Origin of the sequence: Stappia sp. P2PMeth1 (genome assembly GCF_900185735.1) — a bacterium.
Taxonomy (GTDB): Bacteria; Pseudomonadota; Alphaproteobacteria; order Rhizobiales; family Stappiaceae; genus Stappia.
On record NZ_FYAW01000014.1, the window covers coordinates 48699 to 60704 of the forward strand.

A 12006-nucleotide genomic window follows, 5' to 3' on the forward strand; every position below is an offset into this window, starting at 1 on the left:
CTCCGCCTCCTCATGATGCGGCCAGCAGCAGGCCGGCGACCGCGATGGCGCCGCCCAGGACGCGCTGCAGCACCAGCTTGCCGGCGATGCCGCGCGCGACGCCGATGCCCGCCACATGCAGGAGCGAGGTGGCGATCACGAAGCCCGCGACATAGGCGATGGCGCCGCCCTCCGCCTCGCTGGCATGGGCATGGCCGTGACCGAGCGCGAAGAAGCCGATCGCGACGAGCGCCGCAACCGTGAGCGCGGCCGGCATGTCCGGTTTCGCCACCAGCACCAGGAGGCCGAAGATCACCACCGAGGCGAGGATCAGCGCCTCGACGGCCGGCATGGCGATCCCGGCGAAGGCGAGGCCCGCCCCCGCCAGCATGGCGCCGAGGAAGGCGGCCGCCCCGCCCCAGGGATGCCGGGGCAGGGCAAGACCCGACCAGATGCCGACCGCCACCATCGCCAGCAGATGGTCGAGGCCGAGGACCGGATGCAGGAGCCCGGCGAGGAGACCGGAGGTCTCGCCATGGCCGGTATGGGCCAGGGCCGGGGTCGACAGGAGCAGGGCTCCCAGAAAGACTGCGTAATTCATGGGGTTCCCTCCCTCAGCGGACCTTGACCGTGGTCAGCGTGTCGCCGTCGGGCGACATCACATGGGTGGAGCAGGCCAGGCACGGGTCGAAGCTGTGCAGCGTGCGCAGGATCTCCACCGGCTCGTCGGGGCGCTCCATGTAGGTGTTCATGAGCGAGGCTTCGAAGGCGCCGATATTGCCCTTGGTGTCGCGCGGGCTGCCGTTCCAGGTGGTGGGAACGACGCACTGGTAGTTGTCGATGCGGCCGTCCTTGATCCTGATCCAGTGGCCGAGGGCGCCGCGCGGCGCCTCCGTCATGCCCACGCCCTTGGCCTCCTTCGGCCAGGTCTTCGGGTCCCATTTCTCGACATTGGCCGTCGACTGATCGCCGTTCTTGATGTTGGTGATCATCTTGTCGAAGAAGTATTTCTGCAGGCGCCCGCAATATTCGGACTCCAGCGCCCGCGCCGCGGTGCGTCCCAGGGTCGAGAACAGCGCGGAGACCGGCAGGTTCATCGTCCTGAGCAGGCCGTCGACCTGGTTCTTGATGTCCTCGTGCCCCTTGGCATAGCCGACGACATAGCGGGCCAGCGGGCCGACCTCCATGGCATGGCCGCGCCAGCGCGGCGCCTTGATCCAGCTATACTTGGCGCTCTCGTCCAGTTCCTCGATGTTGGTGCGGGTGCCCTTGGCCTTCGGGCCGAGCTCGTATCGCGGCTCGGTGACGCCGTCCCAGGGATGCAGGCCCTTGCCGGGCTCCGCATAGGTGTACCAGCTATGGTCGACGAATTCCTGCACCTGCTCGGGATCGCGCGGGTCGACGTCGTGAACCTCGTTGAGGTTGCCGTTGATGATGGCGCCGCGCGGCAGGTGCAACTGCCCCGCATCGAAATTGTTCGGATGCTCGGGGATGTCGCCATAGGCAAGCACCGCCTGGCCCGACAGGCCGCCGCCATAGAGCCAGTTCTTGTAGAAGCCGCCGATGGCGATCACGTCGGGGATGTAGACGTTGCGGTTGAACGTGTTGCACAGGTCGATGATGGAACTGACCATGTTCAGCCGTTCCATGTTGATCGCCCCGACCGCGCCGACGCCGTCGATGTTGATCGGGCACGGAACGCCGCCGACCAGCCAGTTCGGATGCGGGTTCTTGCCGCCGAAGATGGTGTGGACCTTGACGATCTCCTTCTGCAGGTCGAGCGCCTCCAGATAGTGGGTCGTCGCCATCAGGTCGGCTTCCGGCGGCAGCAGATAGGCCGGATTGTCCCAGTAGCCGTTCTTGAACAGGCCGAGCTGGCCGGATTCCACGAACTTCTTCAGCCGGTTCTGCACGTCGCGGAAATAGCCCGGCGACGACAGCGGATGGCTCGGGCTGACCGCCTGCTGCAGCTCCGACGTCGCCTTCGGGTCGGCCCGCAAGGCATTGATCGGGTTCACCCAGTCCAGCGCGTGCAGATGGTAGAAATGCACCACGTGGTCATGGATCTGCAGGTTGAGCTGCATGATGTTGCGGATCGAGTTGGCATTGTCGGGGATGGTGATCCCCAGCGCGTCCTCGACCGCGCGCACGCTGGTCAGCGCATGGGTGCCGGTGCACACGCCGCAGATGCGCTCGGTGAAGGCCCAGGCATCGCGCGGATCGCGTCCCTTGAGGATGACTTCGAGGCCGCGCCACATGGTGCCGGTGGACACGGCGTTGCGGATCACGTTGCCTTCGTCGACATTGACCTCGCAGCGCATGTGACCCTCGATGCGGGTCACCGGATCGACGACGATGCGCCGGCCCGAGGTGTCGAGGTTGAAACCGTTCGGAGTTGCGGTCATCGTTTCAAGCCTCCACCTTGTCCTGGGTCTTCTTCTGCGCGCGCTTCAGCGCCGAGACCGCCGCATGCACCGCCACGGCGCCGCCGACGACGCCGGCGGCCGTCATGCCCACCTGATCGGCATTCGCCTCGACCCCGAACTGCTTGATGTTGGTCAGCCGGTCATAGAAGCTGCCCTGATCCCAGAACCCGTCCTCCGAACAGCCGATGCAGCCATGGCCCGACTGGATCGGGAAGGAGACGCCCTCGTTCCAGCGGATGGTGGAGCAGGCGTTGTAGGTGGTCGGTCCCTTGCAGCCCATCTTGTAGAGGCAGAAGCCCTTGCGGGCGCCTTCGTCGTCCCAGGTCTCGACGAACTGGCCGGCGTCGAAATGCGGCCGGCGATAGCACTTGTCGTGGATGCGCTGGGAATAGAACATCGCCGGGCGCCCCTGACGGTCGAGCGTCGGCAGCCGGTCGAAGGTCAGCATATAGGTGATGACGCCGGTCATCACCTCGGCGATCGGCGGGCAGCCCGGCACCTTGATGATCGGCTTGTCGAGGATGACCTTGTGCACCGGCGTCGCGCGGGTCGGGTTGGGCGCCGCCGCCTGCACGCAGCCATAGGAGGCGCAGGCGCCCCACGAGATGATCGCCTTGGCATGCTCGGCCGCATGGCGCAACTGGTCGACGAACGGCTTGCCGCCGACGATGCAATACATGCCGTCCTCGTTGAGCGGCGGATTGCCCTCGACGGCGAGGATATAGTTGCCCTTGTACCGGTCGATCGTGTCCTGCAGCGCCGCCTCGGCCGCATGGCCGGCCGCCGCCATCAGCGTGTCGTCATAGTCGAGGCTGATCATCGACAGCACCACATCCTTGGCCAGCGGATGGGCCGAGCGGATGAAGCTCTCCGAGCAGCAGGTGCATTCCAGGCCGTGGATCCAGATCACCGGCGTGCGCGGCTTGGTCTCCATCGCATGGGCGATCTTGGGAACGAAAGACGGGCCCAGGCCGAGCGCGGCCGCCGTCAGGCTGCAATATTTCATGAAGCTTCGCCGGGTAATGCCCTGGCGCCGCATCACGTCGTAAAAGGTTTCGACTTGCGACAAGGTGTCCTCCCTCGGTGCGTGAAATGTCGTGTTTCGACCGTACCGAGAGGATGATGTCGTGCCGGCCCCTCCCCGCGCCTGCAGAAAAACACCTGACGCAGAAATAAAAATTACCTTTTTGATATCAACAGCTTGATCCGATTTTTCGGATTTTTCGCGTCCGACGCATGTCAAGCCCCTGACCGCCGGACAGGGCCAGGCGGTCAGCCCGCTTCCGCCCCGGCGCGGGCAAGGCAGACGAGGGCCTGGCCCAGGGCAAGGCCCCCGTCATTGGCCGGCACCTGGCGATGGACCAGCACCGGCAGGCCGGACAGTTCGGCCTGACAGGCCTCGAGCAGCCGGGCATTCTGGAAACAGCCGCCGGTAAGGGCGACCGCCCGCGCCCGTCCCGTCTCGACGAGATCGCGGGCCGGCACGCAGAAGGCGCGGGCGAGCCCCGCATGGAACGCACCGGCGATCCGTGCCGGGGAGGTGCCCCCCGCCAGATCCGCAAGCAGGGCGCGGATCATCGGCGCGGGGTCGATCTCCCCCCCGCTCACCGCGAACGGGTAGGCGGGCGCGCTCGCCGCCATCGCCTCCAGCCGCATCGCCGCCTCGCCCTCATAGCTCTGCGCGTCGGGGCAAAGGCCGAGCGCGGCGGCAACCGCATCGAACAGACGCCCGGCGGAGGAGGACAGCGGCGCGTTGATCCCCGCGCGCAGGGCGGCGCGCAGTTGCTCCACCGGCCGGCCGGCCATCAGCCGCTGCGCGAGATCGTCCGCGCCACCCGCGAGTTCCGCCTGGTCGAGGCGCGCCAGCAGGTTGCGCCAGGGCTCCAGCGCGGCGCGGTCGCCGCCGGCCAGCGGTGCGGGGCGCAACCGGCAGATCCGTTCGAACTCGCCATAGTCGCCGAGCAGCACCTCGCCGCCCCACAGCGTGCCGTCGGTCCCAAGGCCGGTGCCGTCGAGCACGATCCCGGCCACCGGCCCGGCATCCGACGGCCAGAGATTGTCGGCAAGGCAGGCGGCGAGATGGGCGTGGTGATGCTGGACGCGGGTCACCGGCAGGCCCATCGCCTCGCCCGCCTGGCTTGCCCGATAGTCCGGATGCAGATCGATGGCGACCCGGTCGGGCCGATGGTCGAACAGCGCCGTGCAATCGGCGATGGCCTTGTGGAACTCGTCCAGCGTCAGGGCGTCGTCGAGGTCGCCGAGATGCTGCGACAGCAGCGCCTGGCCGTTCTTGACGAGGCAGACGGCGCCCTTCATCTGGCCGCCCAGCGCCAGAACCTGCGGCCCGGCCGCGAAACCTGGAGGCAGCGGCAGCGTGCCGGGAACCCGGCCGCGGGCGCGGCGCAGCACCATCGGCGGCTCGGCCCGCTCCACCCCGTCGTCGAGACGGCGCAGGATGTCGCGGTCATGCAGCAGGAACCCGTCGGCAAAGGCGGCAAGCTTCTCGCGCGCCTCGTCGTTGCCGATCACCTGCGGCTCGCCGGAGAGGTTCCCGGAGGTCATCACCAGCACGCCGCCGAACGCGGCGAGCAGCAGGTGGTGCAAGGGCGTGTAGGGCAGCATGACGCCAAGCGAGGTCATGCCCGGCGCCACCGCTTCGGGCAGCACCCGGCGGGAGGGGACCAGCACCACAGGCGCGGCCGGATCGCGCAGCAGCGCCAGCGCCGCCGGCGACAGATCGGCCACCGCCGCAAGATCCGCCTCCCCGGCCATCAGCGCGAAGGGCTTGGCCGGGCGGCGCTTGCGCCGGCGCAGCAGGGCGAGACTGTCGGCATTGCCGGCGTCGCAGGCCAGGTGAAAGCCGCCAAGCCCCTTGACCGCGACGATCCCGCCCGCCCGCAGCCGCTCCACCGCCAGCGTCAGCGGATCGCCGGGACGCTCGCGCCCGCCCTCCTCGTAGCACAGCCTCGGCCCGCAGGCCGGGCAGGCGATCGGCTGGGCGTGGAAGCGCCGGTCGGCGGGGTCGGAATACTCCGCCGCGCAGTCCGGGCACATGGCAAAGACCGACATGGCGGTGCGGGCGCGGTCATAGGGCAGGCTGCGCAGGATCGAATAGCGCGGCCCGCAATGGGTGCAATTGGTGAAGGCATAACCCCGGCGGCGGCCCGGCTCGACGATTTCCGCCGCGCAGGCGGCGCAGGTTGCCGCATCCGGCGTCACCCGGGTCTCGGCGCCCGAACCGGCCGAGGCGCGGATCTCGAAGGTCGGCGGCAGGTCGTCGAAGCGGGCCCGCCGGCACTCGACCGCGTCGACGCGGGCGAGCGGCGGCGCCTGCGTCCGCAACGCCAGAGCGAAGGCATCGAGACCCGGCCCCTCGCTGTCCGGCTTGTCGATGCCCGGTCCGGCGGCATGGATCAGCACCCCTTCCGGATCGTTCAGCACGAAGCCGCGCAGGCCGTGTCGGCGGGCCAGCGTCCAGACGAAGGGACGGAAGCCGACCCCCTGCACCTGGCCGCGCACCCGGATGATCCAGCCTTCGACCATGACCACCTCCCGCTAGTGTGGTGAATTTGAAATACGCCTCATTTTTGCAGCGTGCCGGTGAGCGTATTTCAAATTCGAAAACCACACTAGAAACATAGACTTGCTGGTCACCCTCTTGAATCTGAAGTTCGTCACATTACTCGACAGGCTCTGAACGAACTTCAGATTCAAAAGGGTGACTGGCGTCAGTGCACGGTGCAGACCATGCAGGGATCGAAGGAGCGAACCACATGCTGGACCGCGACCGGAGTGCTCTCGCCGTCCTCCACCGGCGTGCCCACCAGCGCCGCCTCCAGCGGCCCCGGAATGCCGGCGGCATCGCGCGGGCTGAAGTTCCAGGTGGTCGGGGCGATGATCTGGTAGCCAGCGATCCGTCCGTTCTCGATCCGCAGCCAGTGTCCGAGCGCGCCGCGCGCCGCCTCGACCAGGCCGACGCCGACAGCGCGCTGCGGCAGGCGGCCGGATACCATGAAGCCGGCGCCCGGCTCGATGGCGGCGACCAGGTGCTCCATCAGGATCTGGGTGCGGGCAATCTCCAGCAGGCGCGCCGCCACCCGCGCCAGAACGCCCCCCTGGTGCGCCAGATCGAGCGCCAGCGGATGGCCGTCAATCACCTGCCGCGCCAGCGCTCCCGTCTCCATCGGCTGCCCCGACAGGCGCGGCGCCTTGCACCAGCTATAGGCCTCCTCGCGCATGTCCTCGTCGGGAAGGGTCGCGCCGGCCAAGGGGTGCGCGGCGTCGCCCAGCATCCAGGCATGGCTGACATCCTCGATCACCGCGCTCGTATCGAGCGGCCTCAAGCCGCCCTCCCAGACGCCGGGGCGGAACCCGTAGCCGCCCGCCAGCGGATAGGCGCCGAAGCTGAGATAGCGGCCGGCACCGCGCCCCAGCCCGGCAAGCTGCGTGTCGGCGGCGATCTCCAGGAACAGGCCGGCATCGCCGCCCGCCCAGCGCATCAGCTCGTCGGCGGAGGCAAGGTCCGCGAAAGCCTCGACATCAGCCCCGAACACCACCGTCTCCAGATAGCGGCGGAAGGCGCGCAGATGGGTTGCCAGCCGCACCTTGTCGCGGGGGCCGGGCGCGCGGGTGACCCCGCCCGGCTGGATCGCCAGCGTGTGCGGCCACTTGCCCGCCAGCATGCCGAGGATGTGCATCAGCCCGGCCCGCGCCTCGACCGCCGCCCGCTGGGCGCTGCCCTCCATCGCCGTGAAGCGGGAGACCGCCTGCCCGTGCCAGGGCCGCGCCGCATAGGCCGGGCGGGTGAAGTCCGGCATGAAGAACAGGTTGAAATGGGTCAGGTGGTCGCTGACATTCTCCACCGCATGGATCAGTTGCGCCACCAGCAGGCCCTGCGGCGAGGGGGCAAGGCCCATCGCGTCCGCCAGCGCCCGGGCGGCGGCGGCCGACTGGCTGATCGAACAGATGCCGCAGATCCGCGGCGTGATGGTGAGCGCATCGCGCGGGTCCTTGCCTTCGAGCATGCGTTCGAAGCCGCGATAGAGCGGCGCGTTGACGCGGGCGCTGCGCACGTGCCCGTCGGCCAGGTCGAGATGCACCTCAAGGTCCCCCTCAACCCGGTTGAAGGGACCGACAATCAGGCGTCCTTCGCTCATCTGCGCGGCTTGCGGATCGTCGGAGGAACCATGACACGGTCGGCGACCGCATTGCGGGCGATGCGCTGGGGCGTTGCCGCCTTGGACAGCGAGGCCAGCGCCATGAACCAGGCCTTGGGCATGTCGGAGGGCAGGCCGACAGGGATGCCGGCGATCTTCGGCGTCTCGGTGAAGGGGTGGCGCGGCTCCTCGAATTCCGGCGCGGTGCAGGCGATGCAGGGATAGCCGCCGCGCGTGCAGGAGCCCTCCCCGTTCCACGGCCGGATGTTGCAGTCGCCGACCGCCTGGGTACCGACGCAGCCCAGATGCTCCATCATGCAGCCGATCTCGGACAGCTCCCGCGCGCTCGCCTTGTACTCGTAGAACTCGTTCTTCGGGCAGCCGTGATGAACCAGATGGTCGGCATAGAATCTCGGCCGGCCGAGCGAGTCCATGTCGCCGGCGCCGAAGACGCCCGCCTTCAGCAGCAGCAAGGTCTCGCTGACCCAGTCCGGATGGGTCGGACAGCCGGCGACGTTGATCACCGGAAGGCCGAGCCGGCCCCGGAAATCCGGCGCCAGGATGCCGCCGGCATGGGCGCCCTCGTATTGCAGGCCGGCCGCGTCGGAGGGGTTGCCGCCGGCAGAGGTGATGCCGCCATAGGCCGCGCAGGAGCCGACGGCGACGACGTGACCGGCAAGCGGGGCGAGCTGGCGCACCCAGTCGAGCATGGAGACGCCCGTGCCCGAGAGCATCTGGTAGCGGCCGGTGCCGCGCGGCCCGCGCGCGATGGCCCCTTCCACGCAGAGGATGTCGAGCGCCAGGCGCCCCTCGACGATATCGCCGAGCAGCGACCTCACTTCGGCGCCCGTCTCCAGGCTGAGCGCGGGATGCCACAGCACCCGCAGGCCCGCGTCGGACAGCAGCTCGAAGACGTTGGGATTTTCCGCGCAGAGCAGCGACATGGTGCAGCCGCCGCATCCCGCACTTTGCAGCCAAAGGAGGTTCATCGCCCGCCTTCCTCCGCCGGGGTCAGATCGAGTTGAAAACAGGCGCCGCGGCTCGCCGGACACAGGCGCAGGCGACCGCCATGCTCTTCGGCGATCTTGTGGCTGATCGACAGGCCGAGCCCGGTGCCGCTGCCGACCGGCTTGGTGGTGAAGAACGGGTCGAAGATCTCGTGCTGCAGGCTCGCCGGCACGCCCGCGCCGTTGTCGCTGACGCTGACCCTGGCGTAGCCGTCGACCAGTTCGTGGCGGATCTCGATCCGCGCGTCCGCCTGCCCCTCCAGCGCGTCGACCGCGTTCTGGACGAGGTTCATGATCACCTGCTGGATGTGCCCCGGCCGGCCGACGGCCATCAGCCGTTCCCGGCCGGAGACCGCCACCGCGACCGGCCGGCGGGCACCGCGCAACACCCAGTTCGCGGCGACCGCCGTCGTCTCGACCAGGTCGAACGGCACCATCTCGCCCGCGCCGTCGGCGGACAGGCGCCGCAGGTCCTCGACGATGTCGCGCACCCGCTCGGCCCCCTCGCGCGCGCCCTGCACCGCCTCGCGCAGGTTGCGCACCTCGCGGTCGAGCCGCAATTGCTCGCGCAAGCCGACGAGTTCCTCGCGCCCCGCCCCTTCCTGGACCCGCTGGAAATAGGTCTCGAACTTGCCGGTGTAGCGCTCCAGCGCATGGGCGTTGGCATAGACGAAACTGATCGGATTGTTGAGCTCGTGGGCGACGCCGGCGAGCAGGCGGCCGAGCGAGGCGAGCTTCTCGTTGCGCACCAGTTGCGCCTGGGCGGCTTTCAGCTCGTCATGGCTGCGGGCCAGCGCCGAATAGGCCTGCCGGAGCTCGCCGACGGAGCGGCCGGACAGGACGAGACCGGCGAGCCGGCCGCGCTCGTCGAGACGCGGAGCGAGGTTCAGCTCCAGCGGCATCGCGCCGGCCTCAGCCACCAGATGCGCCTCGATGGTCTCCGGCTGGCGGGTCTGCATCACCCGCGTCATCGCGCCGGCCAGCGCCGCCTGTTCGTCCCGCGCGAAGAGGCTGGCCACCGGACGCCCGGTCACCTGGTCGTGCTCGACGCCGAGATGGCGCAACAAGGAGGCCGAGGTCTCCTCGATGTCGCCGTTGCGATCGAGGATGATCAGCACGTCGGACACGGAGGCGAGGATCGAGGCCAGGAACCGGCGCATCGCCTCCAGCTCGGCGTTCTGCCGCTCCAGCCGTTCCTGATACTCGACAAGGTCGGCATAGGTCCGGTCGACGGCGGACAGCACCTCCATCCAGACCTCGTCGCTGAGCGCGTTCGGGCGCTGCGCCGGATCAAGTGATATCTGCTGGGCCATCGTTTCCTCCAGGCGGCACCTTACCCCTCCGGCGCGGTCGTGGAAATGGGCACCGTGCGCCGCTCCCGTCAGCCGTCATCCGAAAGCCCGTGGACAGCCGGCAGATAGGTGCCCTTCAGCCCGAGCACGGCCTCGGCGACGGATTTCGCTGCGGGCCGGAGCGGATATTCCGCCCGGTGCACCAGGAACCAGTGGCGCAGGATCGGCAGTTGCGGCGCCGCCAGCATGACCAGTTGCCCGTGGCGCAATTCCTCCGTGACGGTGTGCAGCGACAGGAACGCAAGCCCCAGCCCCGCCATCACCGATTGCTTGATGGTCTCGTTGGAGCCCATCTCCACCAGGCGGAACACCTGCCCGTCGCCCAGCCGGTCGAGATAGCGCGTCATCAGGATGCGGGTTCCCGACCCCGGCTCGCGGGAGATCAGCGTCTCGCCGAGGAGATCTGCGGCGGACAGGGCCGGGCGTCCGGCAAGCGGATGGTCCGGCGGCGCGATCAACCCATGCGGATGCTCGCCGAGCGCCGACGCCTCGACCAGCGGCTGGCGCGGCGGGCGCCCCATGATGGCGAGATCGACCGCCCGGTTCTCCAGGTCGCGGATCACCTGGTCGCGGTTGCCGACGCGCAGCACCAGCTCGATGTTGGGGATCAGCGTGTGCAGGGTCTTGACCAGCCGCGGCGCGAAATACTTGCCCGTCGAGACGACCCCGAGCGTCACCCGCCCGGCCAGCCCCTCCGACAGGGCGCGAATCTCCTGCGCCGCCTGCGTCAGCGCCGTATCGATCCGCACATGGGCTTCCAGCAACACCCGCCCCTCTTCCGTCAGGCTCGATCCGGCGGCGTCTGAACTGCGCTGCAGCAAGGCAAGGCCAAAGGCCTGTTCCAGCGCCTTGAGCTGGCTGTGCACCGCCGGCGGGGTCAGGCCGAGCGCGGCGCCGGCCGCCGCCATGCTGCCGTGGCGATCGACGGCAGCCAGCGCCCGCAACTGCTTCAGCGTCACCGCGTCCAGATGGTACATTCAAAAAATCCTTCTCCGAAATAAGAATTATTAAATTTTCACGAAAGACCCGGCAAGGCAAGACTGCACGACCAAGGCAGCATATCTGGGAGGAAACGATGCGGCCCGAGGAGCAGATCCTGCCGACACTCGCCGTGTCGGCGGCCTTGCAGGACGTGCTGGAGCGTCTTTGCCGCACCGGCGCGGCCCTGTCCCGCCTCATCGCGGCCGGAGACGCGGCCCGCGATCTCGGCTCGAATTCCGGCGAGGAGAACGCCGGCGGCGACCGGCAGAAGCTGCTCGACGTGATCGCCGACGAGGCCTTCATCGACGCCTTGCGCGGCTCCGCCATCCGCTACCTCGCCTCGGAAGAGCAGGAGGACATCCTGGAGATGTCGGACGGCGGCAGCCTGGCGCTCGCCATCGACCCCCTGGACGGTTCGTCGAACATCGACGTCAACGTCTCGATCGGGACGATCTTCTCGATCTATCCCGCCGAGGGCAGCGCCGAGGCGAGCTTCCTGCGCCCGGCAAACGAGCAGATCGCCGCCGGCTACATCATCTACGGCCCGCAGACCCTGCTGGTCGTCACCCATGGCGAGGGCGTGCTGAAGTTCACGCTCGACCGGGAGCGGGGCTGCTTCCGTCCGGCCGCCGCGAAGATGACGATCCCGCCCCGGACCAGCGAATACGCCATCAACGCCTCGAACTACCATCACTGGGACGCGCCGATCCGGGCCTTCATCGACGACATGGTGACCGGCGCCCTCAGCCGCAACGGCCAGGGCTTCAACATGCGCTGGGTCGCCTCGCTGGTGGCCGAGGCGCATCGCATCCTCACCCGGGGCGGGGTGTTTCTCTACCCGGCCGACCGGCGCAAGGGCTACGAGAAGGGCCGGCTGCGCTTCCTCTACGAATGCGCGCCGATCGCCTTTCTGGTCACCCAGGCCGGCGGCAGCGCCACCGACGGCATCGACGACCTGATGCGGCAGTCGGCCGCCGGCCTGCATGCCCGCACCCCCTTCGTTTTCGGCAGCGCGGAGAAGATCGCCCGCGTCACCGCCTATCACGACCTTGCCGAGGCGGGCGATGCCGCCCTGTTCGGCAAGCGCGGCCTGTTCCGGAGCTGA

General features: G+C 68.8%; 9 protein-coding genes. 1 reads left to right on the forward strand and 8 read right to left on the reverse strand.

Going from position 1 to position 12006, the window contains the following annotated elements; translation table 11 throughout:
• Positions 1-10: 10 nt before the first annotated feature.
• The 8 genes from P2PM1_RS07125 to cbbR form a co-directional block, all read right to left on the reverse strand.
• Positions 11-580, reverse strand: a complete 570-nt coding sequence (locus P2PM1_RS07125) for a HupE/UreJ family protein (RefSeq protein ID WP_186398642.1) — start codon at positions 578-580, stop codon at positions 11-13.
• Positions 581-593: 13 nt separating this feature from the next.
• Positions 594-2384, reverse strand: a complete 1791-nt coding sequence (locus P2PM1_RS07130; protein WP_186396150.1) for a nickel-dependent hydrogenase large subunit — start codon at positions 2382-2384, stop codon at positions 594-596.
• 4 nt (positions 2385-2388) lie between these two features.
• Positions 2389-3474, reverse strand: coding sequence for a hydrogenase small subunit (locus P2PM1_RS07135; protein WP_186387445.1), 1086 nt, complete (start codon positions 3472-3474; stop codon positions 2389-2391).
• Between the two features lie 203 nt (positions 3475-3677).
• Entirely contained in the window at positions 3678-5948 is a 2271-nt protein-coding gene (gene hypF / locus P2PM1_RS07140) for a carbamoyltransferase HypF (RefSeq protein ID WP_208985208.1), read from the reverse strand.
• A 185-nt stretch (positions 5949-6133) separates the two neighbouring features.
• Positions 6134-7561 carry a nickel-dependent hydrogenase large subunit gene (locus P2PM1_RS07145; protein ID WP_186398644.1) on the reverse strand — a complete coding sequence of 476 codons (1428 nt, stop codon included), beginning with the start codon at positions 7559-7561 and terminating at the stop codon, positions 6134-6136.
• On the reverse strand, positions 7558-8550 hold the full coding sequence (locus P2PM1_RS07150; RefSeq protein WP_186396146.1) for a HupU protein: 993 nt from the start codon (positions 8548-8550) through the stop codon (positions 7558-7560). Before P2PM1_RS07150 ends, P2PM1_RS07145 begins: the two co-directional genes overlap by 4 nt.
• Positions 8547-9881, reverse strand: coding sequence for a sensor histidine kinase (locus P2PM1_RS07155; RefSeq protein WP_186398645.1), 1335 nt, complete (start codon positions 9879-9881; stop codon positions 8547-8549). Before P2PM1_RS07155 ends, P2PM1_RS07150 begins: the two co-directional genes overlap by 4 nt.
• 68 nt (positions 9882-9949) lie before the next feature.
• Positions 9950-10897, reverse strand: coding sequence for a LysR family regulator CbbR (gene cbbR, locus P2PM1_RS07160; protein WP_186387440.1), 948 nt, complete (start codon positions 10895-10897; stop codon positions 9950-9952).
• A gap of 98 nt (positions 10898-10995) precedes the next feature.
• On the opposite strand from cbbR, the gene P2PM1_RS07165 reads away from it, so the two are divergent.
• Positions 10996-12006 carry a class 1 fructose-bisphosphatase gene (locus P2PM1_RS07165; RefSeq protein WP_186387439.1) on the forward strand — a complete coding sequence of 337 codons (1011 nt, stop codon included), beginning with the start codon at positions 10996-10998 and terminating at the stop codon, positions 12004-12006.

Coding starts and splice junctions, on each gene's coding strand:
- P2PM1_RS07125 (WP_186398642.1), bottom strand. CDS start 580: ATGAATTACGCAGTCTTTCTGGGAGCCCTGCTCCTGTCGACCCCGGCC.
- P2PM1_RS07130 (WP_186396150.1), bottom strand. CDS start 2,384: ATGACCGCAACTCCGAACGGTTTCAACCTCGACACCTCGGGCCGGCGC.
- hypF (WP_208985208.1), bottom strand. CDS start 5,948: ATGGTCGAAGGCTGGATCATCCGGGTGCGCGGCCAGGTGCAGGGGGTC.
- P2PM1_RS07145 (WP_186398644.1), bottom strand. CDS start 7,561: ATGAGCGAAGGACGCCTGATTGTCGGTCCCTTCAACCGGGTTGAGGGG.
- P2PM1_RS07150 (WP_186396146.1), bottom strand. CDS start 8,550: ATGAACCTCCTTTGGCTGCAAAGTGCGGGATGCGGCGGCTGCACCATG.
- P2PM1_RS07155 (WP_186398645.1), bottom strand. CDS start 9,881: ATGGCCCAGCAGATATCACTTGATCCGGCGCAGCGCCCGAACGCGCTC.
- cbbR (WP_186387440.1), bottom strand. CDS start 10,897: ATGTACCATCTGGACGCGGTGACGCTGAAGCAGTTGCGGGCGCTGGCT.
- P2PM1_RS07165 (WP_186387439.1), top strand. CDS start 10,996: ATGCGGCCCGAGGAGCAGATCCTGCCGACACTCGCCGTGTCGGCGGCC.